The sequence below is a fragment of the Paenibacillus sp. SAF-068 genome, from assembly GCF_051967555.1.
In the GTDB taxonomy this organism is placed as follows: Bacteria; Bacillota; Bacilli; order Paenibacillales; family Paenibacillaceae; genus Paenibacillus.
On sequence record NZ_JBQCJX010000001.1, the window covers coordinates 1,031,708 to 1,056,535 of the forward strand.

Sequence of the window (24,828 nt, forward strand, 5' to 3'; positions counted from 1 at the left end):
GAGTCGTGGAATGTGGGTCTACGAGAAGAAACTGCAATATCCCGTTCGTGTGAGCAAATGTGACCCTCACATGGCTAAATTGCTGATGGAACAGTATGGCGGAGCAGATGGCGAATTGGCGGCAGCCTTGCGTTATCTCAATCAGCGTTATACGATCCCGGACAAAATTATTGGTCTGCTCAATGATATCGGAACAGAAGAGTTTGCTCATTTAGAAATGATTGCAACCATGATCTATAAGCTCACCAAAGATGCTACAGTGGAACAGTTGGAGCAGGCCGGGCTGTCTGCTCACTACGTTAATCACGATAAGGCCCTTTTTTACAATAATGCAGCAGGCGTACCTTTTACCGCTACGTATATTCAAGCCAAAGGTGACCCTATTGCAGATTTGTACGAGGATATTGCAGCAGAAGAGAAAGCCCGGGCTACATATCAATGGTTAATCGACCTGACCGATGACGTGGATCTGCAGGATAGTCTGAAGTTTCTGCGGGAACGGGAGATCGTGCATTCCTTACGTTTCCGGGAGGCTGTGGAAATCCTGAAAGACGATCGGGACACAAAGAAAATATTCTGAATATTTAATATCGCGGCAGAAGTCTGATTTTATAAAATTTTAAAAGCAGCAGTTCTCAAGATTGAATAATCTTGGAACTGCTACTTTCATTTAGAGCATCCTTTTCAGATTAATAGATACTACATCAACAATTTAATAGATATTATAGTTGTATGCTGACGGTTTCTTCACCAGGGCTAATATAATTAACACTTACTTTATTGGAAGGCACAGAGTGATATCCTCCGGTTTGTCCACTGCCCCAACTGCTATATATAAGATTGTTTCCTGAATAGTAGCCTACAGTGATATCATGCCAGCGAACATTTTTAATGGTTGAACCTGTGTTCATGTTTTCGGGTTTTTGACCAATGGTGGTCATTCGTTTTACTCTCATCCCTATACCGCTTTTATCCCAGCCGCTTACCCCGCTTCTTACAATCGTCGTTGTTAGTTGTTCGCCAGTCGTCGTGATTCCTGATACTGCCAACGTACATTCATTGGGATTCGTCACATAAAATTTCATATAAATATCTTGTCCTGAACGATAGCGAGTGTTAGGAGCAGGCACCATGAGTCCATTTGCTAACGTTGTGGGGGCCCAATTATCAAACGCTGTGCTGTATTGCAAACCTGCATCTATCCCATTTCCATTAGATCCCCAGCCTCCCAGGTACACATAAGGAACATCCGTAGAAACATTACCTTTTACGTATGGGGCACCTGGGATGGTTACCTAAGTACTTAACCAATTGTATCCGTTATTTGAGAAAACTCTTCGATACGGGCCGGAACCTCCGCTTGGATTAGGCACTTCGGCAGTGGGCGAAATTTGTGTGTCATCTTTAACGGCAGATGCTGAAAAATCATTCGTGGATACGCCAGGACCGACAAGTTCTTTTCCGGATGCACTTTGATAGATATTGTTCTCAACCAGATCATATACTTCTGTCGTCTCTTTGAGATCCGTCTTGTTAGAGTAAATGGCACCATCTTCTGCGACATAGATGACATTGGCTCGATCTTCTTCGTCTAGCCGGGCCATCACGGCAGCAATTACTTCTCGCTCATTTCCGGTGATTGATGAATCGATGTTGACTTCGATACTTTTTTTAAGTTCGTTGTTCATGGTGTTCGTGTCCATATTACCATCAGCGAATACAAGATTGAATGGAGTTAGTAACAAAGCTAAGGATAATAATGAAGTTAGCGATTTTCTTATCTTCAATCTAAAAACTCCCTCTCTCTGGTGGAATGTGTGTTGATATTTACCAATTGAATGTTAACTACGTTTAATACAGCAAATCATGATAATGATAGATCGTACTTGAAGATAAACCTCTCCTTTTATGGAATTTAATTACTTCTAAATCATAGTTTTTGTGTAATAATATGTAAGTGACTATTTTCACAATAAAAGGTGATAAATTATCTCATGATCGTTAATCGTTATAGGTTAGAGAATGGAGAAACAAAAAACCATCCCCAGTAGTGGTACCAGAGATGGTTTTATTGGATTTAAAGTGTTTGGCTAGTATTCAACCACCATGGCAACATTTTGCCACCCGGCTCCAACGGTCCAGAACAAAATTTTGTCACCACGCTGAATCTGCCCGGTTGTAACTGCTCGATGTAAAGCGATGAACGGACTGCTGGTTGACGTATACCCGAACTCATCTCCGATATAGACAGCAATATCATTATCAATGCCAACGTTCTCGGATATAGCCCGAATGTTACTAATGGATAGCTGGGAGAAGCAGGCCGCTCTGATCTCATCTGGTCTAATCTCGTTGCGTTTCAGCAAGGTACGAATAGACTCTGAAGCGGCATCCACACAGATGGAATCATCAAATGGGATGAATTTCACATGAAAGGCACCTGCATCTACACCCGTTTTGCCCAGCTTCGCCAAGCCTTCTGCAGGAAAAAGAGAATTGCCATATACGCAGGTATCCGTCTGATAGATTGAATCAATGAATCCGACAGCCTGTTCATCCCGCTCTATCATAACCGCCGCTGCGGCATCACCGAAATTGGCGAAGTATACGGGATCATCGGGACTAGCGTGAGGAGCCACGTAATCCGAGCCAATGATTAAAGCGCGGCGAATTCGAGGATTGCCCAGCATCTGCCGGCTAACCTGTTCGAAAGCAGCAGTCATGCCTGCACAGTTCGCATTACTGTCAATACAGATCGTGTGAGAAGCGCCATTAATCAGGCGATGAATCATCAGGGAATTCGTAGGAAAGATGTATTCTGGCGTTTGGCTTGCATAAGCAATCAGATCAATATCTGCACCGGTAAGTCCGGTTTTCTCCAGTAGATTACTGGCTGCCTCAAAGGCCATGCTTAGCGAATTTTCGTCATCATTGTCAATTTTATAACGTGTATCACGACCAAGTGCCTTTAATAATCCACGAATATCTACACCTCTTGCATCAAAATGTTCAATATAAAAATCATTGTGCATCTTGGTTGCTGGGTGATAGATATCGATATCTACAATACGAATTCCGGCCATCTTCATTCTCCTCTTGAGCGGAAGGGTGAATTCACAGCTTGTCCGCCTGGTTTATTAAGTGGTAACGGTAGATATGATTTCGAGATTGTCCAGGCCAACAGACCGACCAAGTCGGGACAATTGCATTTTTAGAATTGCGTTGTTCTCGAGGGTCAACACAACTTTCTTATATTCATCTTTTTTGAACATTTGAAGGCAGCCTTCCAAAAGAGGAACAATCTCCGGAGCAGTAACATTCAACTTTTTGCAATCGATGTTCAGGTCATACTCCTTGGTGTTAATAGGAGCGATCGTATCCTGATAAGCCGAGATGGAACGCAAACCGTCTTCTTGAGAGAAAGAACCCTCCAGTTCAATGTTTAACACCTTGTTCGGAACGTCAGTCTTAAGAATGAAATTTCCCATGCTTGATCTCTCTCCTTTAAATGAGTTAAGGCTATCCTGCGAATGGACACACAGCCCCATAAGACCTCTGCTGAAAGCTTCTAGGATGGTGAGAGCTGGTTGGAAGGATAATTTAACCATATTATAAAGGTAGGAATGTAAAAAGATCAATAAAAAAGTCGAATCATGTATAAAAATGTAGAAAAGTGAATTATTGTATTTCGTCCAAGGTGGCAAGCAAAATATTAAATGCACTAATAATGCGCGGGGCCCCCACACATGGTGCCAGATGCAGCAATATTCCCTTGATCTGATCCACCGTCACTCCCACGCTTAGAGCCATTGTATAATGTACTCCCAATTGTTCATACTGTCCTTGGGTGATCAATGAAGAGATAATAGCAACTTCCTTCCATTGATCTGTAATCGTGGTGCGCTGAAAAATATCCCCGTATGCCGTCCCCATAATAAATTCCGACAACTCGGGAAAATGTTCTTTGATGGGGGCGAGGGCTCTTACACCGTACTCCCCAGAAAGTTTAGCAAAACGGTCGAGTCCCTGAGTCACATGTTCACTCATGATATACTCCTCCTAATTCAAAGTTACAGTGCGGTGAGCCGTGGGTGGAATCTCGTCCCGATCAGTCAGAAGCTCTATAACCGTTACCCGATTCAACGTCTGGGCTGCGTTCAGCGCAGATGAGAACTCAGCAAGGGTCTCTGCTCGAAACGCAACTGCACCGAGAGATTCGGCAAATTTGGCTGCATCCATAGGAACTTCATATACTGTGCCATCGATTCTGCCCGTTGTTTTTTCCATTCCTTTGAGTGCCATGTCCAGTTGTTTGTTATTAACGACAATGAAAATGACATTCAGATTGTTGCATACCGCGGTATTGATCTCCGTCCCCAGCATCATGAAACACCCATCTCCGGTGATACATACGACAGTCTCTTCAGGTGAAGCGGCCTTTGCACCTATCGCCATACCGATGGCATTACCCATGCATGCAAAGTACGCGTCAAATACAAAGCTGCCTGGTTTCTTGACTTTATATCGCTGAACTGCATGGAATCCGTGGCTGCCATCATCGACAAACAGTTTATGTTCGTACGGAAGCATTTCACTCATCCCGTCCAGCACAGAAGCCAGAGACAGTTGGGGGAGATCTGGTAAAGGGATCGTGTAATCTATGGGTGGCGTGGTTCTCACATGAGTAGGCAGGCCTTCTAGTGTGCCCAGTAGATATTGCAGGTTGTCCTTTAAATCACCAGTGATATGTAAGGTTTGAGCGCTCAGTATCTTGCCCACAAACGTAGGATCAGCATCAAATTGAATGAGGTGTGCCGGATGATGCTCAGGCTTCAGATTGCAGATGGTCATGTCACTAAGACGTGAACCAAGTACAATATATAGGTCACTTTGGTTCAGCATGTCGTCTGCATGCGGGAAACCACCTACACCACAAGGTCCATGGTACAGGGGATGGTCCCACGCAATCGCTCCTTTTCCACCAGGAGTAGTAATGACGGGAATGTTGAACGATTCGGCCAAATGAAGCAATTCATCATGGGCTCTGGCGCGACTTACACCTTTACCAGCAATAATTAAGGGACGGTTGGATTGTTGAATGAGAGGAAGAATGCGATTCAGATTCGATACGCTAAGGAGAGGTTCCGTTTCGGGAATGACAATCCGGCATTGAGATAACAATTCAGTCTGTACGTCAAAAGGAAGACAGAGGTGAACTGGGCCTTTGTTAGGGCCGAGTGCAATGGAAAGGGCATGATTCAGCAGTGTGCCGAAGTGATCTCCACGTTCAACCAGTTTGCTGAATAGCGTAGCAGGCCTGAACATCTCGGCCAGATCAGCCAGATAGGAAGAGGAGTCCTGACACTGGGGTAGCCCCAGTTCCTGAATGGATTGATGACCCGTAATAAACAGTACGGGCAGATTGTTGGCCTTTGCATGGGCTGCAGCAGTAATCAGATTGGTTCCACCTGGACCGGATGTGGCAAAGGCAACACCGAGTTTGCCCGTCTGTAAAGCATACCCGGATGCGGCAAATCCTGAGCTGGATTCATGACGGCCTGGAATGAATTCCAATCCGTGATCCACCATCTTCAGGATAGCAGGACAGATCGATTTACCAATAATACCAAAGACATGAGTAACGCCTAGATTACGCAGAGTTTCTGCCAAATAGTCCGCAACTGTTCTCACGCGGGACACCTCGCTTCATGAAATAGGTTAATAGAACCACACGCATATTCCATTTGTTGAATGCAAGTCAATGTCTAAGGTTGTAAGAGGAAATATTCATTGTTATTAGGAAGAGTATCTTTTTTTGTGGTTTTTTGTCAACTTGTTTTTGTGAGTCTTATTTCCTGATTCTTAAGTTGGTAACGCTTTAAGTGTTGCTGGATCAAGTGAAATTAAATGGTTATAAATCCCTGCAACGAATTACCCAATTGATAACGAGTTACAAATAATGTAAAAATATGACTAACCATGATGAATTTCAGCCTCTACCAGTGACTTGAAAGCTAGAGGTATATTTTTTTCGTATCCATGCATCGCATTCGCAATTCTCCGCTATCTGCTATACTGGAAAGGAATTGGGAGGGGATAGAATGGTAGTCATCAAGATGGCTCTGATTGGTCTGGGTAAAATGGGATTACATATGGTTCATCAGATCGATAATACGAAGCTGGATACACAGATTGAGATTGTAGCGGTGTGCGATGCGAATGAGGAAGGTTTGGCATCTTTTGCAGCTTCTCGTCCTGGGGTTCGTACGTATACGGATTACAAGCAGTTGATGAATGAGCATCAGATTGATCTGCTGTATATTGCAGTTCCGCCGAAATATCATTATCCAGTTGTCATGGAGGCACTAGAGCGCAAAATTCATGTGTTCTGTGAGAAACCCTTAGCCAACAGTGTAGAAGAAGCCAAAGAGATGCTGGATGCAGCGGAGCAGGCGGGTGTTGTTCACGCCATTCATTTCTCTATGCCTCATGAACCTTCCGTGCTGAAACTGCAAGAGATGATCGAGCAGGGCAACGTGGGGGCAATTCGCAAAATAGATCTCATTCTGCAATTCCCGCAGTGGCCACGATCATGGCAACAGAATGCATGGATTACGAGCCGGGAACAGGGTGGATTTATTCTTGAAGTGGGGATTCACTGGATTCATATGATTCAGAACGTGTTTGGCCCCATTCGGGTAGTCAGTACTCAGGTTCAATATCCTGAGAATGGAGAATGTGAACTTGAAGTACAGGCTGCACTGGAACTGGAAGACGGGACTCGAGTTCAGCTAAACGGCATCTCTCAATTTGCCGGAGAAGAACGTGTATCCATGGTGGTATACGGCACGGAAGGTACAATTGCTCTGGAAAATTGGGATGAATTGAAGAGTGGCCTGGTGGGGCAGCAACTGTCCCCAGTGGAAGTGCTTGAATCGGCGAGTGAACTGCCTGTACTTAAACATGTCATTGCTCGCATACAAGGCAAACCAGCTAAAATTTATGACTTTAACGATGGATATCAGGCACAGGTTGTGTTGGAAGCGCTGCGAAACACGGGACGATTGAGGTAAGAATAGGAGGAATCCTTTTTTTTCATATAAAGGTACCTGAATGCCTTTACCGTGAGCTGCTCTCGTTAACACAAAAGAAGCATCGCAGAAGCTCGTGTGAGCCGCCTGCGATGCTTCTTTGCTTAGATATATGCATACGAAATAACGTTATCGATATTTTTATCCATAGCTTGGTTCGGATCAAGCAAGCTTAAATCGTTTAACCAATTCATCAAGTGCATCGGACATTTCATTCAACTGCTTGGAGGTGTCAGACATTTCCTGCAGAGAAGCCAGTTGTTCCTCCGTCATCGCAGATACTTCTTCTGTAGCGGAAGCGGTATCCTCCACAACGGCCGATACTTCATTAATGGACTTCATCACAGACTCGCTACCGGAAGTTAACTCCTCGACAACAGCAGATACCTCCAGAACTTCACCACTGAGGTTATGAATATGCTGAGTAATGGTTGAAAAGGCCTTGCCTGCATCCTCAATGGTTCGCAACCCTTCATTGACATGTAGAGTGCTCACATCAACGACCTGCACTGTACTTTGAACACCCGCTACCACGGTCTCCAGGATACTTGTAATCTCTTTGGCTGATGTTGCACTCTGGTCTGCAAGATTACGGATCTCCGAAGCCACGACAGCGAAGCCACGTCCATTCTCCCCAGCCCGTGCCGCTTCGATTCCGGCGTTAAGTGCAAGCAGATTCGTTTGTCTCGCAATACCCGACATGGAATCTGCAATGTTGATTACTTGATCAGACATTTTCGAAATTTCATTAATGGCTTCCTGTACAGAGAGGAAGGATTGCTCAATGGAACTCATTTTGCCTACAGCATTATCGATGCGCTGTTGACCATCCACCGCAATGGATTCGGTACGTACAGCACGTTCTGCCACGTCACCTGCCGAGGAGGCAACACGCTTAAGCCCGGTTAGGGATTGCTGCATCGCAGCTACCATGGTTTGCGTGAGAGCAACCTGTTCATCAGCCCCTTCAGCGACACGTTCCATGGCAGTGGCAACCTCTTTTCCAGCAAGATGGCTATCGGCAACCCCTTTATCCAATCGATCCGAAGCAGTACTCAGAATCAGGGCATTGCTCTGAACATCCAGCATCATTTGCTGCAAACCGGCGAGCATTGTGTTGGCTGCCTCCGCAAGTTCACGAGTTTCATCTTTCATTGGCGTAGCGATTCTCAGTGTCAGGTCACCATTGGAAGAACCGATGTCATTCAATGCCTGTTTCACGGTACGGATGTTCTTAACAATGGCACGTGACAGGACCAATGCAGTGATGAACGAGATAATGGCGACAACGACAAGTGCCCCATACAGTTCCAGGTTCAGGAGTGCATTTTTTTGCTTCAGCGCTTCTGTACGGTTTTCGGTTAACGTATGCTCATTGGTTCGAAACGTATCGAGGGCAGTACGAATCTGGTCCATGTCTCGTTTACCCGGATCATCTGCGAAGAAATCTCGAATGGCTTGCGTATTATTTGCCTGGCGTAGGGCGATTACAGGTTCTCCAGCGACCTGGACCCAGTTCTCCATATTGGTATGTATGTCTTTCAAGCGTGCAAGTTGAGCCGGATTGTCCGAAATTAAAGCAGCAAGTTCATCTCTGAGAGTACTAAGCTTCTCTTTTCCTTGGATGTAGGGAGCAAGGTAACTGTCCTGACCCGTGATGATGTATCCACGTTGGCCTGTTTCCATATCTACCATATTTCTTTCGAGTTCATAGGTCAGAGCGTGTACTCTCATATCATGATCAACCAGAAAGTCCAGTTCCCGTTGAAGCTGACTTGTGCTGTTCTGAATCAGCAGGATGCAACCAGCCAGTACAGCCAGCACGAGTAGATATCCTAATCCAATCTTATAAAAAATCTTGAAGGTCTTACGCTTTTTCATGTTTGTTATTCCTCTCTATGGGGTATATGTAGTTGTCGAAAAAAGCGGAAATGTCATAATTGTAGGTCTTTAGATTAGGTGTCTAAAGCACTATTTTTTAGTATTATACGAAAAGAAAGTTATTTTGTATATAGTTTGTTTAACTATCATATAATGTTTGGTTCGATGTGTATAAGGTTAGGTCTAATGATATATACAATCGTTGGTTTACACGTTCAAACGTTATGTTTATCATGGGAAGGGAACGATTCCAATTACACATACATATCCCAATCCGAAAGGAACATTGGACATGACTAAAGAGAAAGTATTGCTCAAACCGGAAGCGATGATTTTTGACATGGATGGCACGCTATTCCAGACAGAGACCCTGTTGTTGCCAGCTTACCAGCAACTATTTGATACATTGCGTGCCGAAGGGCATTTTGAAGGAGAAACTCCACCCGAGGAACGCATGCTGGGAAGCTTGGGCATGTTGCTCGAAGATATATGGAAAGTGGTTATGCCTGAGGCATCGGAAGCGGCACATCGCCGTGCAGACGAACTGCTGCTCCAACTGGAGATTGAGGGGCTTGATCAAGGAAGTTCCCAATTGTATCCGGGTGTGAAAGAAACGCTGCAAGCACTAAAACAACAGGGAGTGCGTCTTTTTGTCGCAAGTAATGGGTTGGAGGACTATGTGAAGGGAGTGGCATTTGCACACGAGATTATGCCTTTCTTTGAAGGGGTATACAGTGCGGGCCAGTACAAAACACCCTCCAAGATTAATCTGGTGCAGATCCTGCTTGAGAAACATCGCATTCAGGACGCATGGATGGTAGGGGATCGCTCTTCTGATGTGGAGGCTGGTAAAATGAACGGTCAGGCGGTCATCGGCTGTGCCTATGCCGGTTTCGGCCGTGATGAGGAGCTTGCGGGCTCAGATGTGCTCATCTCTGATTTTACAGAACTGCTGCGTCTGTATGATGAAGCAGAGTAAGGCAGTCGCCGATTAAAATCTGAGTAATCATATGAGAGCGCCCAACCCACGATGTTCCACGGGTTGGGCGCTCTTTTATTGGTGATCAACCGATCATCTCTTTTTGCGTGCCTTCTTCAGTGCAGATGGTCTGTTGCTTGCAAGCCGGGTGTTTCGTATTGGTTTGACCGGACGACTGGCTTGGTTGCGATATACCCACAGGGCGTACTCCAGCGGTTGCGTGATGGCTTTATGATAGATGTCCCGTTCACCGATGCGAGCGAATACTTCACGTGCAGGTTTGGGGTTGACTTCAAGCAGGTAGATACGTCCGCTTCTGTCAATCGCCAAATCCAGTGCCAACTCACATAAGTCCCCGTACGTATCTTCCAGAAATGTAGCAACATCAATGCCAAACTTCTCTGCAGTCGTGTTAATTTCCGCGCGGAGGTCGTCATCCTCGATCCATTGCTTCATGAGTCGGTTCATTGCGATTGCCTGGCCGCCGCCATGCAGATTGGAGGTTACGCTTTTTTCAGCACCCATGCGTCCGGCACATCCGGTAAGCTCCCATTGTCCTTCACCATTCTTCTGAACCAGCATGCGGTAATCATGCACACGTCCATTCGGAAGCTGAAGTTGAATCCCCTTTTGTACAAGATACTTGTCTTTCATGTTCCAGTGCTGGAGCAATGAGCCCAGTCGTGATAAATGAACCTTACGCGGAGTGATGATACGACGTTTCTGATCCCGTCCCTGAACAAGCACCGTATTCGCCTCGTTACTGCCGCGTTCAATGCGCAGAATACCACGTCCGCCTGTTCCATTAATGGGTTTAAGATAGACTAGAGAAGAAACTTTGAGCATCCGATTTACATCGGACATATCCTGAAATAAAGTGGTTTCCGGCAGGTGCTCCCGAAAGTTGGCCTTTTGCAAGAGAGTCTGGTGGATGGTCCATTTATTGCGCAGAGGTCTGTTCAGAAAGAGCAGATGCCCATATTTTTCACGAAAAGCAAGCAATTGCTGGAACCTGCGGTTCCGTTGAATCCGGCAGCGATCAAAGATCAGGTCCGGGAATGATCGCCACTCCCTGGACCAGCCTTTTCCCTCATGAAAAACCATGGCTTCAATCTGTTTGCCGCCGGGGTGTACGTCAGCTGGTGTGAACACATAGATATCGAGTCCCCGCTTGCGCCCTTCAACAATCATCCTGCGATAGATGGTGCGTTCTTCAAGAGCGCGATGTTCATTTAAGTACAACGTCATAATGCCCAGAACAGGTGAGGACACAAACAATCACCTTCTTTTTGCAGTATTCCTGTCTATCATCGTTTGGACTGACGGGCAAGATAAGCGCTGTAGTGAAATATACGTTCCAATGACCGTCGTCTGATCTGTGGTTCATCGAACTTCATAGGCTTTGCATTGGCTTCAAAGAACCAAAGTTCCCCCAGGTCATCAATGCCCAGATCCATGGACATTTCTCCAAGTGTGTACCCTGATCCCCGTTCTACCTGTCTTGCAATCATTAATGAAGTGGATTTCACACGTTTCATCAGGGTTGTAGTCATTTCTTCGCCAAAAAGCTCAGTTAGCAGCTTCTCAGGGTCTTCTACGCTTCCGCCGCGCGGCACATGAGTGGTAATGCTGCGGGACCCGGCAAGTCTCGCACCTACACCGGTCACGCTCCATTGACCCTTGCTGTTCTTTTGTACAAGAACACGCAGATCGAAGGGGCGTTTACGAGAGGATGCCAGTTCAATACCTTGTTGTATGATATAGGGCGTATGTCCGGTTTCTTTGCGAATTCGTGCCCATAACTTGGCGAGTGTAGCAGCTTTATAGGTCGTGCTTTTACGTGTAGTTTGTATTTTAAGTCGATACGGAAGACGTTCTTTTTCCTGATATTTAAGCATCATGATTCCTTTGCCAGCTTTGCCGCTCTCAGGTTTAAGGTACAGATAAGGATACGTCCGTAGAACGGCCCCCAGCGAAGAAGCACTTCGCATCCGTCGGGTATAAGGGATCAATTGCTGAGTTGATTTGGACTTTTTAAGCCATTCAAACAGATCCCATTTGTTGAAAAAGAAGGGGTTATACAGCTCAATTCCTGATTGCATGCATTCGTCAATTTTGCGCTGAACGGAAGGTTTGCCTTCGTCTTCCCGATTGGGAATACGATTGTACAGAACATGGGGAAGGGGGAAGGGTTGTGAGACCCACTTTCCACTCCCCTTGTTGTACGTATAGCCTTTCACGGTAGGACCACCCACGTTCAGATCCCGCACAGTCACAATGTACACGACGTATCCCATGCTCTCGCCTGTCTGCAGAATATCTTGAAAATTTTGATGATTTCCCCTGAACATGCGCTGATTATCATGCATGGTCAAAACAGCAATGACAGGTTTGAAATCATCATGAAGACTCATCAAATTTCTTCCTTCTTCCGGAACTTGCTCAAATACAGGCAGTGTTCCAAGATGTGCTCCACCGACGATTTTCCCTCCACCCGGAGTGAAGGGTGACGGAAAATGGAGCGCCCGGGTTTGGCGTTCGCTTCGAACATCCATACATGTTCCTCCTGATCAATGCCCAGATCAAAGCCAATCTCACCAATCAGATGCTGGTGCTGGGTTTCAATCGCCTGGGCCAGTGTAATAGCGACGGATTTGGCATGCTGAAGAACTTCTCCCGCACGATCGCCGAAGTTGCGACTGAGCGCCTGCTCAGGAGTCATTAGGGAGCCGCCATTTTTGATGTGTGTTGTGACGCTGCCACGTCCTGCTTTTTTGGCTCCAATCCCGACAACAACCCATTGATTGTTACCATTTTTGTGCATGTGAAAACGAAAATCAATTGGACATTCGTCAATCTCGATTAGACGTATTCCCTGCTGAACAACGTATCCGCGCAGTTGTTTGCCATGTCTTCCCTGAAGCATACGCATCAGACTGTTGAAGGACCCAAAACGCAGGAGTGCATTACCGCCTTTTTTGCGATAACGTGCGAAGTATCCGCGTTTGGGCGAATAAGTCAGGCGGTAGATCCCGTTCCCCAGACTTCCTGCAGTAGGCTTATAGTAGACGAACTGATGGCGTTCCAACATTTCCTTCATCTGTTCAACGGATGGATTGGTAATGGATTCTGGGATATAACGTCCTGCTACCGGTTCATTCTCCAGCAATGTATAGATATCTGATTTGTTGAAAAAGCTCCAGTTGAAGAACGGAATTTTCCGACGAACAAATCGTTCCCGCAGTTGGTTAATGGCGGGTGAAAAATCGGAACGACGGCTCGGTAACCGGTTGTAGACAACATCGGGCAGGGGTACCGTTTTGCGTGTGAAGCTTCCGTTTTCATTCAGAAAAAAGCCGGACACCGTTTCATTTTGCCAATTGATATCCCGGGGAGTAAAGGCATAAATATAGGATTTCCGGCTGCCTTCACGGAGTAACTGTTTGATGAAACCAGTACGGGAACCGAATGGATTAGTGCTCGTCGCAGGCCCATCAGAGAGTACGCCGATCAGCGGACCTAACTGAACCTCATCATTTTGCAAATTACGGAGATAAATACTGCCCCGTTTGGGAACGTTCATCATGTTACGGATACCTGAAGCGAGATACAGATGTTTACCTGCTTTTTTGATTGGTTTGATCGTTGCAGGTACCCGGTCACGCCCGAAGCGAAGGTTCACCGTTTTTTTGCCGGACAGGTTGAGGCTCTTCATTAAAGCGTTGGATACATAAACCACTTTATCCGGTTGCTTGGTGAAATGCAGATTGCAAAAGGTCAAACTCATGATTTATCCTCCTATCCTGAAAAGATCCTTGGGCTCCATGGCAAGCGGGCACTGCGGGCCTCAGCCGCCGTGAATCGGGATGGGTTTCAGGCCAGCTTTGCTGGATGTATTCGGCAATTTCATTGGACGAATGACGTCCGTGAGAACATGTTGTTGCAACAGATAACGGGCATAGGCAAGCGGCCGGGTATAAGTCAGGATATGCATGCGTCGGTCGCCCGCTTCTGCGAATGAGGTGCGGCCTGGTTTGGAGTTGACTTCAATTAGCCAGAGTTGGCCCTCTGCATCTGCTCCGAAATCAAGCCCCAATTCGGCTAACCTGCCGAAACGGCTCTCCAGCAGGGTGGGGATAAGAGTAGCAGTCTGCCGGATGTTCTTCAGCAGAGTTTCTGTACGGGTCGTTCCATATCGCTGGAGCAGATATGCTTGAGCCGGATAGGCACTACCCCCACCGTGAAGATTGGACGTGAGTGAACCTTCGGGTCCTTCTCGTACCATACATCCGGTAAGCGTCCAGCGACCTTGCCCATTCTTTTGCATCAGTGCCCGTATGTCGAATGCTCTTCCATGATGGCTAAGCTCCAGATATGGCTGCACGATCATCTTGCGCCCAGCCTGTTGTAATGCCAGCCAGGAAGATACAGCCTGGGTATGGTTGAATGTTAGAAGAAAGGGTTCATTGTGCTCGTTACGACCCTCCATGATCCATGTGGATGGAGTCGATCCCCGAGACAGGCGAAAGGTATTTTTGCCATGAGTCCCGGATATCGGTTTGAAGAATAATCCACTTGGCCAACGGTCCAGCCATGTTTCCCAAGGAATATGCGCTCCGATCCGGGTGGTGGGGGCAAGTAGTGACCGCAATTCAGGATTTCGGGACAATAGACGATGTACCTCCCATTTTCCTGGAAGAGAAGCCGACCAATAACGGTGTTGATCTGTGCCGTTGGTTCGAATCTGTTCCTTAAGCTGCTGTTTGACGTTCCTTGGGAGAGGGCGAAGACAACGATCCATGATGAGATCAACTGCAGGAACAGGTACCGAATTCCACTTCCCTTGCTGATAAGCAAATCCCCATTGAAGAGGGAGGTAGGCGGCATCAGCCGATATCGGAATCACAATAATCTGAAGGGCGTATTGCATACTTCCCAAACTGAGACGACGGCAGAAAAGTTCATCCGTGAAGGGAGGTGAGCCTTCGGTTGCACGTACCAGAATGGCCAGTGTTTTGATCTGAGATGATGGAAACATTTTGCTGCACCTCTCCTCAATGGAATGACTTTTCAAAAACCTGCCAGATACGTAGAATATTCGAGCATGGCTTTGACGGAAGGGCGGATCTTGCTCTCACTCAGTGGTGTGTTATCATTCTTGGATGGTTTGGAGTTAACTTCGAGCAGCCATACGCGCCCAGTCGAATCCAGGGCCAGATCAATACCGAGTTCACCAAAATGAGCAGGGATGGCACTCTCAATCCCTTTGGCGATATCCAGTGCTGCGGTGTGCAGTCCGGCATATGCGGAAGCTTTGGCTGATCCAGACAACTGCGTTTTGGCAACGGCATCCTTGACGGTGCTCAGGCTTCCACCCCGTGCCAGATTGGATACGTAGTGACTCCCGCCTGCAATTCGTGCGACGATGGAAGTTACACTCCATTTACCTGTACGGTTCTTTTGCACGAGCGCACGGAAATCCACGGGTCTGCCACTGTTGTCAATGAGAGTCAGCCCTTGTTGGATCTGATAACGCGTTGTTTTCATTTTCCCAGTCATACTGGCATACAGTTTATCCAGAGACGAATACGTTTGTTTCCGGGTACCCCCGACGCCAGTTGCGAGAGTCAGGAAGCTTCCGTCCGTCTGACGTGAGACACGGATGATCCCTTTGCCCAAAGAACCGCGTACAGGCTTCAGGAATACAACCGGATGTCGGTTGCACATCGTCTTGAGCATGGTGGAAGTCTTGAGCAAATGAGACTCGGGAAGAACCCGTTTAAGCGTTGAAATGGACTTGAGTGCGTCAAATACTTCGTTTTTGTCCAGAAACTTTTCATTGAAGGTTTGCGTACCGTAGAGCGATTTTACTTCTTTCATAAAATGCTGTACGCTAGGTTTGTTCTCAAGCTTGCGGGACGTTAGCCGGTTATTGACGACGTCTGCTACAGGCAGAACAGTCTTTTTCCAGCCGTCATCATACACCCAGCCTTTCATATAACCCGTTACCGCTCCAATATCCTCCGGTGTGAAAAAGGATACATAGGCGCCTTGCTTACGGCAGGCGTTCACCAGTTCTTGACAGAACATCGTGATGGAGCCAAAGGGCCGATCGGGCTGATCGGGATAATCCTGGCTAACCAGTACACTGATGTAGGGTCCAAGGCGAAGCGTACGGCTGGCTGAACGATAGGATACTCTCAGGACCGAACGTGGAACGAGACCGGTCTTGCTGGCAACTGTCTGATTGATGCGCAGCCCGTCATACCTTGGTACCGGAATGACTGTGACTTCGCGGCGGAAAGAGCCAAATTGCAGCTGAAGCGGCCTTCCTGAAGGGATTTTAAGCGCTTTGAGCACCCCTTCGCCCAGCATGATGACGTCGTCCTGCAGGATGCCCGAGCCGGTAACCTGAATCGTTACTTTTTTAGTGGACATCACGGATCTCCTTCCGGGCGGCAACTTGATGTCTGATCTCGAAGTTGAACGGCATCTGAACATGGCATGTGCTTCATCATATGAGGACATATAACCCTTGGTGATTGACCCATATGGATTAAATGCATTTGATTCGAGGCAGGTTATTGATGGCCTGTTTCAGATCGCCCCTGTTTGACAGGAGAGCAAAGCGTGTATTAACACGGATGAACAAACCAATCTGAGGAGGAATAATAGTGAACATTTATGACAAAGCCAATGATTTGGCCAAAGCACTGAGAGAAAGCAGCGAGGTGGAAGAGATTACTTCCGCGATGAAGCTGATTGAAGCTGATCCGGACGCAAAAGCAATGCTGGATAACTTCCGTGATCAACAAATGGAATTGCAACAACGTATGATGAGCGGGGATATGCCGGCTCCGGATGAAATGGAGAAAATGGAGAAACTGTTTGAAGTACTGAGCTTGAATCTGAATATCCGTCGTTTGTTTGATGCAGAACGTCGTCTCAGTGTCATCATTGAAGACGTGAACAAAATTATTGCGGACAGCCTGGGTCATCTGTACGGTGGCGCTGAAGCGTAAAAAGGTAGTTCATAATGTCCACTTTTGATTAGGAAAGATGAACACGTACCAAAAGGTTGTCTTGTTTTTTTCCTGAACCTCTCATAATAGCTCCTTATCGTTCATAGACTAGACATATAGAGTCGATCAAGAACGAAGGAGCTGTGAAGAGTGAAGAGGTTGAAAAAAGCAAAACATGTGATCTATCTGCTTATCGCGTTGTCGATGCTGGTCATTGCACTGCCGCGGATTTCCTTTGCTGGAGGAATGGACTGGGTTAATATCTTTGGCATCGTATGGGTGCTGTTCTCCTTATTAATCGTTGGTGCACATCTGCATTTTATTCTCGGTGTGGATGAAGAGAAGAAACGTGCACTGGAAGCCATTCGCCGGGCGAAGCTGCGGCAATGGGAGATGAAACTGCTGGACAAGCAGGAGCGGAGCGAGTCTGTATAAGGTGTCGAATTACATTCTGCACGCCAAGGCCAACCTTGTTGGTTCAGCCTCTGGAAAAAGACCGGATTACCTTGCACATAAGGGATCCGGTCTTTTTGGTATATAAAGGATTAGCAGCCACATCGGAAGAAAGAATTTATTCGGCGCAATTCCCTTGAGAGTGGGATAGGATATGGGGTTATTTTCCTAACGACGTGTTATAATAGATACAGTATAGTACAGATGCATCTTCGGGGGTGGTACAGTTGGACGGTCAGGAAGAGAACGTAACGAAGCATGAACAGTTACTTCAACATATTGAACAACTGAAGGTAGGCAGTAAAATATCGGTACGTGGACTTGCGCGGGAGCTGGGTGTAAGCGAAGGGACAGCTTATCGTGCGGTGAAAGAGGCGGAGAACTTCGGACTGGTCGTGACCAAGGAACGTATTGGCACGGTGCGGATCGAGAAGAGACCTCGGGGCATGTCGGAACAGTTGACCTTCGCTGATGTTGTGACCATTGTGGAAGGCCATGTGCTAGGTGGTAACGAAGGTCTCGCCAAACCGCTGCACAAGTATGTGATCGGTGCGATGAAAGAACAGGCAATGGCCCGTTATATTGACGCTGGAAGTCTGCTGATTGTGGGTAACCGTGAAGATGCTCACTCACTTGCCCTCGAACAGGGAGCGGGCGTGTTAATAACGGGTGGCTTTGGAACTAGCCGTGAAGTAAGAATTATGGCTGACGAGCTTGGGCTACCGATTATTTCCTCCAGACATGATACATTCACGGTGGCTTCCATGATTAACCGTGCGATCTTCGACCGGCTGATTAAGAAAAAGATTATGCTTGTTGAAGATATCATTGGTCAGAAACCACGTCTTCAGGTGTTGAAGGTCACCAGTTCAGTCTCGGATTTCCATATGTTGGTGTCGGAGACGGGTGAACATCGCTTCCCGGTCGTGGATGAATGGAACCGGGTCATTGGAATTGTGAGTCTGAAGGATGTCAGTGAGCTTACGGCAGATCAGAGTATTGAGAAATGTGTGATACGCCGCCCGATTACGGCCTCATTGCAGACATCTCTTGCTTCTGCTGCCCAGATTATGACCTGGGAAGGCATCGATTTTCTGCCAATCGTGGATCGGAACCGCAAACTGATTGCGTCCGTCACACGCAAGGAAGTGCTGCAGGCTATGCGGGATGCACAGAAGCAGCCACAACTGGGAGAGACGTTTGATCATTTGATTTGGAACGGATTTGCCGAGGAGCGCGGTGATCAGAACGAATTGTTATTTCACGGATTCATCATTCCTCAGATGGCGACGGATCTGGGTACGATCTCTGAAGGTGTACTGTTGAATGTGATGACACAGGCTGGCCGACGGGCAGCGTGGGATGTTACAGGGAACGACCATGTGGTGGATAATGTAACGACATATTTTGTTCGCCCTGTACAGATTGAGGATCAGATTTTGGTTCGACCGGTGATTCTGGAAACCAGCCGTCGGACGTGCAAAATGGACATTGTGGTTACCCGTGAAGGCAGTGTGGTATGCAAAGCGGTAATGACACTGCAGTCGATTGACCATGCCTAGCAGGTTGAGTTACCTCGGGCATAGACAAAGAGAGTACTCCCTGATTGAGAAGCTCTGCCTGGTGCGCTGTCGCGCGGTTCTGGCTTCGCTTGATGAAGGGAAGTACTCTCTTTTTGCAGACCTAACAATAGAGCTTCAACGAATCATGCAGATTGTCCGGAGGTTTTACCTGATCCATTCCTGGACCGTTGTTGAAGCCGGGCATAATAACTGCGGTTACGTATTCCGGCAAATACGTTATACGCACCCATAATCAGAAATAGCGCTTCCACAATCACCGATAGGGTGGAACCCGTGAAGACAAACATCAGAATCAGTGCAAGCACGACAAGCATGCCACCCATCCAGATATTCGTCCATGAACGGTACAGACCGGCGCTGGTGGCATCCGAGCTTCTGTGTGAACGAATGCTGTTCAACGCTGCCAAAACCACGGCAACAGCAAAGATGGCGATTAGAGCATATTTGAGTACATCAATGAACACAAAGACGCAGCTCCTTTTCTGGAAAGCATTTACTGCCCTTATTGTACCATGGAGAGATGCAGACAAGGGCAGTTTTTTGCTGTTACGCAGGAACGTGCATGCGAATCTGTACCCAAACTTGAAGTACGCCTTCCATAACCAGCATCGTTTTGACCTGAACGGTGTACTCCTTTTCCCTGACCGAGTATACTTTCTGATTCAACATGATGCGCGTCATTTTGCTATACTCGTCGATGTTGAATACATCTCTGCCCCGAAGCACCTCAAGTTCGTCACCGAGCTTCTGTAACATCACTTTCAAAGAAGCCTCATCTGGCCCCTTATCCGACTCTTCTGCACGGACCTTGATTTCCTTGATAACGGTTTGGCGTTTACTGTATTTTTTCAGCGTTTTGATATCCTCCTCATTCTGATGCAGCTGAAGCTGCAGCTCCTGATTGTTCAGCCACAACGCATTGTAACTCAGGTGAAATACACCGTTGTAGACGACACATCCAGCGATCATTCCCAGAACAAATACAGCGGTCATTCGCATCAGCGGGCGGTAACGGGAGAATGGCGGAATTCTCATGAACGCTGTTCCCGTATCATATTAGCTCCGGCCTCCGCCGCACACCCACTTCACCAGTTCGGTTCCCATATGTGCGCCCATAAAAGCAGAGATCAGGTACAGGATTTGTTTGACCGCCGGAGACAGGTTGCCATCCAGGAAATTGCTCTCGATGACACGCATGGGATCAATGGTGCCGCCGACAGCGGCTGCGAGCGCCCATATCTTTATTTTTCCGGAAATATCGAGCATCGTCTGTGTCGGAGGCTGAAGAGAAATCACGGCTCCAATACCTCCGATCATCGCGCCGCCCAGCACGATTCCAAACGCAATAAAGAAATCAAGAATGGCTTTGGACAAAAATGTGCTCACTGGCAACACCCCTTTCAGACCTAGCAGCACACCTCCTGTCTTGGGTCTGTCACAGGGGGAGCGGCTTGTACTTCTATTGTATGGGCGTGCCCCCGAACGTTATGATAAAATAGAATAATAAAGAGACTCCATTTTTTATTTATTTAATTCATAGATATGAGATAGATAGGTTAGCAGACGGATCAGAAGATCGATGCTGCGACTATCTGCGGCGAAAGGAAGAAAAAAACATGAGTTCTTTTGTGCATTTGCACGTTCACAGCGAGTACAGTTTGCTGGACGGCGCTGCGCGTATTCCGGATCTCGTGAATAAGGCTGCAGATCTCGGAATGACGACACTTGCGCTGACCGACCATGGCGTGATGTATGGTGCAATTCCTTTTTATAAAGCATGTGTTGAACGAGGTATCAAGCCGATTATAGGTTGCGAGGCATATATGACAGCAGGGTCCCGCAAAGAGCGGGGAAGCCGCAAGGATCAACCGATTCATCATTTGATTCTGCTGGCCAAAAATATGACAGGTTACCGTAATCTGATGAAATTGTGCTCGATTGGACATCTCGAAGGTTTTCATTACAAACCACGTGTAGATATGGAAAGTCTGGCTGCCCATCACGAGGGCATTATCTGCCTCAGTGCGTGTCTGGGTGGTGAAGTACCACAGCATCTGTTGCATGGACGAGAAGAAGAAGCGCGACGTGCGGCGTTACGCTACAAAAATATCTTTGGTGCCGACTTTTATCTGGAACTTCAGGATCATGGGCTTTCCGAGCAAAAAAGGGTGAATCCGCAGTTGATCAAACTGGCTTCTGAACTTGAAATTCCGCTTGTAGCGACCAATGATGCTCACTATCTGGCGGAAGGGGATGCCGAACTTCAGGATGTGCTGATCTGTATCGGAACGGGCAAGACCGTGGATGATGAGAATCGGCTCCGAATTGCTACCAACCAGCTCTATCTGAAAAGTGAAGAAGAGATGGCCCGGTTGTTTCCTCATGTACCTGAAGCTCTGGCGAATACCGTCCGCATTGCGGAATCCTGTGAGTTGGAGCTGGAATTCGGCAAATCGATTTTGCCGGAATACAGACCACTTCCCGATGGACTCAGCCCTTCGGCATACCTGCGTCAACTGTGCGAAGAGGGCATGGAGGAACGTTACGCGCAGTCCGCACGTTGGACTGATGCGGAGCTTCGATCCGAACTCGAACAACGCTTGTCGTATGAACTGGGTGTAATCGACAGCATGGGCTTCTCGGATTATTTCCTGATTGTCTGGGATTTCATCGCCTATGCGCATAAACAAGGGATTGTTACTGGACCAGGCCGGGGCTCCTCGGCAGGTAGTCTGGTAGCCTACACGTTGCACATCACGGATGTTGATCCGATGAAATACAATCTGCTCTTCGAACGGTTCCTGAATCCCGAGCGGATCTCCATGCCGGATATAGATATTGACTTCAGCGATGAACGGCGGGATGAGGTCATTGATTATGTGGCACATAAATACGGCAAAGCCCATGTCGCCCAGATTATTACGTTCGGAACGATGGCTGCCCGTGCAGCTGTACGTGATGTCGGACGAGCACTGAATGTGCCTTATGGCGAAGTGGACAAGGCTGCGAAGCTGATTCCGGCGCAGCTCGGCATTAACATCGAGCGGGCCATGGAAACGACACCTGAATTGAAGGCGCTGTATGAGACCAAGCCGAAAACGCGTGAACTGCTGGATATGGCGATGAAGGTCGAAGGTATGCCACGTCATGCTTCCACGCATGCAGCGGGAGTGGTCATCTCCCGTGATCCGCTGACCGATGCGGTACCGCTCCAGGAGGGCAGTGAAGGGACATCGTTAACCCAGTATTCCATGGAAAACCTGGAGTCAATCGGGTTGCTTAAAATGGACTTTTTGGGTCTGCGTACCCTCTCAATCATTGAGCGGTGTGTACGCTGGATTGGGGAACATGGAGAAGTTCCGGACTTCCGTGTTATTCCTGATGATGATGCATTAACGTATGAGATGCTTGGCCGTGGCGACACGATGGGCATATTCCAACTGGAATCTGCCGGGGTGCGCCGTGTGTTGAAAGAGTTGAAGCCCAGCGTATTTGAAGATGTGATCTCCGTGCTGGCCTTGTATCGTCCGGGTCCAATGGAGTTCATATCCAAATACATTCAGGGTAAGCATGGACAGATCGAAGTGGATTACCCGCATGTGGATCTGGAGCCTATCCTGAAAGATACGTACGGCATCATCGTGTACCAGGAACAGATTATGCAGATTGCCTCCCGGATGGCGGGTTTCTCGCTGGGGGAGGCAGATTTGCTTCGCAGAGCGGTCTCCAAGAAGAAGCGGGAAGTGCTGGATCTGGAGCGGGGACACTTTGTGCAAGGCAGTCTGAAACAAGGGTATAGCGAGGAAGAGGCAGACCTGGTCTATGATATGATCGTCAAGTTTGCCAACTATGGCTTCCCGCGCGCTCATGCCGCGGCATACGGTGTGCTTGCGTTCCAGACCGCGTATTTGAAGGCACACTATCCGGTTCATTTTATGGCTTCCATGCTGACAGCCGTGATGGGCAGTCATCGGAAAGTCGCAGAGTACGTGGTGGAATGTCGGCGTATGGATATGGAGGTGCTTCCGCCGGATGTAAATGAGAGCGGTATTCTGTTTACACCTGTATTTGTGCCGTCCGTCAGCGCAGGAACCGAGGAACAGAGCAATGTATCGCAGCAGACTGCTGGAGCAGATGCAGAGAGTGACACCGGAAGCGCGGGCGAAGAACATACCGCGAACGGTAACGGAAGTTCCTTCATGGATGATCGCGCTCATGAGCATGATGGGCATTCAGGACAAGCTGAATATGGTGAAGCACCTTTGCCGGATGACCCTGGTCCTGGACCGGATGAGGACAGTGGCGGATATGAGTGGCAAGCCGCAACATCCATGCCTGAAGCATCCGACAACCGGAAGGAACCGGGCTTGGTGGCGGCTACTTCAACGGAAGAGAACAATGATCAGGGTCCGGAGGTATCTTCTTCGCATGCGGAGCAAGGTGAATTGATCTCTGCTGAGAAGAACGTTGCAGTATCTAATGGGAATTCGGACGAGGGAAAATTAACGGGTGCAATACGCTTCGGTCTTGCCGCTGTGAAAAATGTCGGTACCCAGGCGATGGAAAGCATTATGGTCGTACGGCAGAAGAGACCATTCGACAGTCTGCTCGATTTCTGTCGTCGTGTGGATTTGCGCGTATGCAACAAACGTGTGATTGAATCGCTGATCCAGGCCGGAGCTTTTGATACACTGCCTGGACACCGGGCCCAATTGCTGGCGATGCTGGATGAGACCGTTGAAGCCGCGTTGAAATGGCGCAAGGAACGTGAGGATCTGCAGATTCAATTGTTCGACTTTGTGGAGACGCCAAACTGGGAGATTGAATACCCGGAGATCCCTCCTTATTCCTCAGGGCAGCAACTGGAGCTGGAGCGAGAGTTGTTAGGCTTGTATCTTTCCGGGCATCCGCTGGATGACTATGAAGATGTGCTGGAATCGAGTGGGGCTGACCGGATCATGGAGCTGACCGAGGCGGCAGACGATACGATGACCGTCGCCGCGGGTATGGTGGTGTCTGTGAAGTCGATTACGACGAAACAGGGCAAGGCCATGGCGTTCATGGAGCTGGAAGACCAGATCGAACGCTGCGAAGTGGTTCTCTTTCCCGAAGTATGGCGGCGTAGCCAGCAGCATGTCGGGAAAGGTGAACTGCTCGTCGTGCGTGCCAAAGTGCAGCAGCAGGACGAAGGGTTTAAGCTGCTGGCTGAGGAAGTGCTGCCGTTGTCACAGGCGGCACTGGAGCAGCAGCTGCGCAGCCGTGACCGGCGCGGCAAGCCCGGCAGCGGCAGCTCTACGCGCACGGCGCCATCGGCTTCGCCGCGGCGGCCAGCGGGCGCAGGAGCCGAAGCGCAGCGCAGCAGCGCAGGCGGGGATGCTTCCGCTGCGCGTAGCAGCGGGGGCCAAGGCTCGGCAGCGACGCGCAGCGATGCGGCGGGTAAGGGCGCAGCCACGGCTGCGGCTTCCCGGCCTGGCAGTGCCGCTGAGGCGGCTGGCAGCGCGGCGCAGAGCCGTGAACCGCGGGCGGTGGAGCAGCGGGTGTTCGTGAAGATTGCTCCGCATGCAGAGAAGCCAGAGCTTTTGGCACGTCTGAAGCAGCTGCTTCAGGAACATCCCGGACCTGTGGCAACGGTGCTCTTCTATGAGCAGCAACAGAAGCTGCTTGCGCTGAGTGATGCCTACCGTATTAAGCCATCACCAACCTTGTTCTCCGATATGGAGCAGATGCTGGGTGAAGGTACGGTCAAAATTAAATAAGAGTTTATCCCTTAGGGCGTTCTTGTTCCATAATATGAGACCTGTTTGGCTAAAAGCTGAACA

At 48.2% G+C, this 24,828-nt stretch carries 22 protein-coding genes; 7 read left to right on the forward strand and 15 right to left on the reverse strand.

From position 1 onward, the window contains the following. Positions 1-10: 10 nt before the first annotated feature. Positions 11-580, forward strand: coding sequence for a manganese catalase family protein (locus ACTHPG_RS04615; protein ID WP_433752356.1), 570 nt, complete (start codon positions 11-13; stop codon positions 578-580). Positions 581-722: 142 nt separating this feature from the next. Here ACTHPG_RS04615 and ACTHPG_RS04620 read toward each other — a convergent pair whose 3' ends face one another. The 6 genes from ACTHPG_RS04620 to ACTHPG_RS04645 all read right to left on the reverse strand — a co-directional run bounded on the left by ACTHPG_RS04620 (position 723) and on the right by ACTHPG_RS04645 (position 5,691). Further along, positions 723-1,238, reverse strand: coding sequence for a hypothetical protein (locus ACTHPG_RS04620; protein WP_440387960.1), 516 nt, complete (start codon positions 1,236-1,238; stop codon positions 723-725). Positions 1,239-1,295: 57 nt separating this feature from the next. Further along, complete coding sequence (locus ACTHPG_RS04625) at positions 1,296-1,688, reverse strand: hypothetical protein (RefSeq protein ID WP_440387961.1); 393 nt, start codon at positions 1,686-1,688, stop codon at positions 1,296-1,298. Between the two features lie 402 nt (positions 1,689-2,090). After that, a complete protein-coding gene (locus ACTHPG_RS04630; RefSeq protein ID WP_440387962.1) occupies positions 2,091-3,083 on the reverse strand; it encodes a 3-oxoacyl-[acyl-carrier-protein] synthase III C-terminal domain-containing protein in 993 nt (330 codons plus the stop codon). Between the two features lie 54 nt (positions 3,084-3,137). After that, positions 3,138-3,488, reverse strand: coding sequence for a hypothetical protein (locus ACTHPG_RS04635; RefSeq protein WP_062833535.1), 351 nt, complete (start codon positions 3,486-3,488; stop codon positions 3,138-3,140). Positions 3,489-3,678: 190 nt separating this feature from the next. Beyond that, a complete protein-coding gene (locus tag ACTHPG_RS04640; protein ID WP_440387963.1) occupies positions 3,679-4,047 on the reverse strand; it encodes a carboxymuconolactone decarboxylase family protein in 369 nt (122 codons plus the stop codon). Positions 4,048-4,059: 12 nt separating this feature from the next. After that, positions 4,060-5,691, reverse strand: coding sequence for a thiamine pyrophosphate-binding protein (locus ACTHPG_RS04645; RefSeq protein WP_440387964.1), 1,632 nt, complete (start codon positions 5,689-5,691; stop codon positions 4,060-4,062). Between the two features lie 410 nt (positions 5,692-6,101). On the opposite strand from ACTHPG_RS04645, the gene ACTHPG_RS04650 reads away from it, so the two are divergent. Then, complete coding sequence (locus ACTHPG_RS04650) at positions 6,102-7,073, forward strand: Gfo/Idh/MocA family protein (protein WP_440387965.1); 972 nt, start codon at positions 6,102-6,104, stop codon at positions 7,071-7,073. Between the two features lie 180 nt (positions 7,074-7,253). Here the strand turns inward: ACTHPG_RS04650 and ACTHPG_RS04655 are convergent, their stop codons facing one another. Continuing rightward, positions 7,254-8,972, reverse strand: coding sequence for a methyl-accepting chemotaxis protein (locus ACTHPG_RS04655; protein ID WP_440387967.1), 1,719 nt, complete (start codon positions 8,970-8,972; stop codon positions 7,254-7,256). 292 nt (positions 8,973-9,264) lie between these two features. Here ACTHPG_RS04655 and ACTHPG_RS04660 point away from each other — a divergent pair, with 292 nt between their 5' ends. Next, positions 9,265-9,951, forward strand: coding sequence for an HAD family hydrolase (locus ACTHPG_RS04660; RefSeq protein ID WP_278295967.1), 687 nt, complete (start codon positions 9,265-9,267; stop codon positions 9,949-9,951). Positions 9,952-10,044: 93 nt separating this feature from the next. On the opposite strand, the gene ACTHPG_RS04665 is transcribed toward ACTHPG_RS04660, so the two are convergent. From ACTHPG_RS04665 to ACTHPG_RS04685, 5 genes are read right to left on the reverse strand one after another with little or no spacing between them, the layout of a single operon-like run. Continuing rightward, positions 10,045-11,223, reverse strand: coding sequence for a YheC/YheD family endospore coat-associated protein (locus ACTHPG_RS04665; protein WP_440387968.1), 1,179 nt, complete (start codon positions 11,221-11,223; stop codon positions 10,045-10,047). Positions 11,224-11,258: 35 nt separating this feature from the next. After that, complete coding sequence (locus tag ACTHPG_RS04670) at positions 11,259-12,365, reverse strand: YheC/YheD family endospore coat-associated protein (RefSeq protein WP_440387969.1); 1,107 nt, start codon at positions 12,363-12,365, stop codon at positions 11,259-11,261. After that, positions 12,365-13,738, reverse strand: coding sequence for a YheC/YheD family endospore coat-associated protein (locus ACTHPG_RS04675; RefSeq protein WP_339240983.1), 1,374 nt, complete (start codon positions 13,736-13,738; stop codon positions 12,365-12,367). Before ACTHPG_RS04675 ends, ACTHPG_RS04670 begins: the two co-directional genes overlap by 1 nt. A gap of 60 nt (positions 13,739-13,798) precedes the next feature. Beyond that, positions 13,799-14,989, reverse strand: a complete 1,191-nt coding sequence (locus tag ACTHPG_RS04680) for a YheC/YheD family endospore coat-associated protein (RefSeq protein ID WP_440387971.1) — start codon at positions 14,987-14,989, stop codon at positions 13,799-13,801. A gap of 32 nt (positions 14,990-15,021) precedes the next feature. Continuing rightward, positions 15,022-16,389: a YheC/YheD family endospore coat-associated protein gene (locus ACTHPG_RS04685; RefSeq protein ID WP_440387972.1), complete on the reverse strand. Its 1,368-nt coding sequence runs from the start codon at positions 16,387-16,389 to the stop codon at positions 15,022-15,024. Between the two features lie 236 nt (positions 16,390-16,625). Between ACTHPG_RS04685 and ACTHPG_RS04690 the strand changes: the two genes are divergently transcribed. From ACTHPG_RS04690 to ACTHPG_RS04700, 3 genes are all read left to right on the forward strand, one after another. Further along, a complete protein-coding gene (locus ACTHPG_RS04690; RefSeq protein WP_036609862.1) occupies positions 16,626-16,973 on the forward strand; it encodes a YlbF family regulator in 348 nt (115 codons plus the stop codon). Between the two features lie 150 nt (positions 16,974-17,123). Beyond that, positions 17,124-17,408: a hypothetical protein gene (locus ACTHPG_RS04695; RefSeq protein ID WP_278299293.1), complete on the forward strand. Its 285-nt coding sequence runs from the start codon at positions 17,124-17,126 to the stop codon at positions 17,406-17,408. 245 nt (positions 17,409-17,653) lie between these two features. Further along, the gene (locus ACTHPG_RS04700; RefSeq protein WP_440387973.1) at positions 17,654-18,988 is read left to right on the forward strand and encodes a DRTGG domain-containing protein; all 1,335 of its coding nucleotides are present in this window, start codon (positions 17,654-17,656) and stop codon (positions 18,986-18,988) included. 143 nt (positions 18,989-19,131) lie between these two features. On the opposite strand, the gene ACTHPG_RS04705 is transcribed toward ACTHPG_RS04700, so the two are convergent. From ACTHPG_RS04705 to ACTHPG_RS04715, 3 genes are all read right to left on the reverse strand, one after another. Then, positions 19,132-19,473: a YtpI family protein gene (locus ACTHPG_RS04705; RefSeq protein WP_440387974.1), complete on the reverse strand. Its 342-nt coding sequence runs from the start codon at positions 19,471-19,473 to the stop codon at positions 19,132-19,134. Between the two features lie 82 nt (positions 19,474-19,555). Next, positions 19,556-20,044, reverse strand: a complete 489-nt coding sequence (locus tag ACTHPG_RS04710; protein WP_017689500.1) for a hypothetical protein — start codon at positions 20,042-20,044, stop codon at positions 19,556-19,558. A gap of 21 nt (positions 20,045-20,065) precedes the next feature. Then, the gene (locus ACTHPG_RS04715; protein ID WP_026081169.1) at positions 20,066-20,395 is read right to left on the reverse strand and encodes a YtrH family sporulation protein; all 330 of its coding nucleotides are present in this window, start codon (positions 20,393-20,395) and stop codon (positions 20,066-20,068) included. Positions 20,396-20,625: 230 nt separating this feature from the next. Between ACTHPG_RS04715 and ACTHPG_RS04720 the strand changes: the two genes are divergently transcribed. Further along, positions 20,626-24,765 (forward strand): DNA polymerase III subunit alpha, encoded by a 4,140-nt coding sequence (locus ACTHPG_RS04720; RefSeq protein WP_440387976.1) that lies wholly within the window; start codon positions 20,626-20,628, stop codon positions 24,763-24,765. The last annotated feature ends 63 nt before the right edge of the window (positions 24,766-24,828 follow it).

What these genes read in the sequence shown, in the direction of transcription:
- ACTHPG_RS04685 (WP_440387972.1), bottom strand. Translation starts at nt 16,389, where the DNA reads ATGTCCACTAAAAAAGTAACGATTCAGGTTACCGGCTCGGGCATCCTG.
- ACTHPG_RS04660 (WP_278295967.1), top strand. Translation starts at nt 9,265, where the DNA reads ATGACTAAAGAGAAAGTATTGCTCAAACCGGAAGCGATGATTTTTGAC.
- ACTHPG_RS04670 (WP_440387969.1), bottom strand. Translation starts at nt 12,365, where the DNA reads ATGAGTCTTCATGATGATTTCAAACCTGTCATTGCTGTTTTGACCATG.
- ACTHPG_RS04680 (WP_440387971.1), bottom strand. Translation starts at nt 14,989, where the DNA reads ATGTTTCCATCATCTCAGATCAAAACACTGGCCATTCTGGTACGTGCA.
- ACTHPG_RS04675 (WP_339240983.1), bottom strand. Translation starts at nt 13,738, where the DNA reads ATGAGTTTGACCTTTTGCAATCTGCATTTCACCAAGCAACCGGATAAA.
- ACTHPG_RS04710 (WP_017689500.1), bottom strand. Translation starts at nt 20,044, where the DNA reads ATGAGAATTCCGCCATTCTCCCGTTACCGCCCGCTGATGCGAATGACC.
- ACTHPG_RS04635 (WP_062833535.1), bottom strand. Translation starts at nt 3,488, where the DNA reads ATGGGAAATTTCATTCTTAAGACTGACGTTCCGAACAAGGTGTTAAAC.
- ACTHPG_RS04640 (WP_440387963.1), bottom strand. Translation starts at nt 4,047, where the DNA reads ATGAGTGAACATGTGACTCAGGGACTCGACCGTTTTGCTAAACTTTCT.
- ACTHPG_RS04630 (WP_440387962.1), bottom strand. Translation starts at nt 3,083, where the DNA reads ATGGCCGGAATTCGTATTGTAGATATCGATATCTATCACCCAGCAACC.
- ACTHPG_RS04625 (WP_440387961.1), bottom strand. Translation starts at nt 1,688, where the DNA reads ATGAACAACGAACTTAAAAAAAGTATCGAAGTCAACATCGATTCATCA.
- ACTHPG_RS04650 (WP_440387965.1), top strand. Translation starts at nt 6,102, where the DNA reads ATGGTAGTCATCAAGATGGCTCTGATTGGTCTGGGTAAAATGGGATTA.
- ACTHPG_RS04615 (WP_433752356.1), top strand. Translation starts at nt 11, where the DNA reads ATGTGGGTCTACGAGAAGAAACTGCAATATCCCGTTCGTGTGAGCAAA.
- ACTHPG_RS04655 (WP_440387967.1), bottom strand. Translation starts at nt 8,972, where the DNA reads ATGAAAAAGCGTAAGACCTTCAAGATTTTTTATAAGATTGGATTAGGA.
- ACTHPG_RS04720 (WP_440387976.1), top strand. Translation starts at nt 20,626, where the DNA reads ATGAGTTCTTTTGTGCATTTGCACGTTCACAGCGAGTACAGTTTGCTG.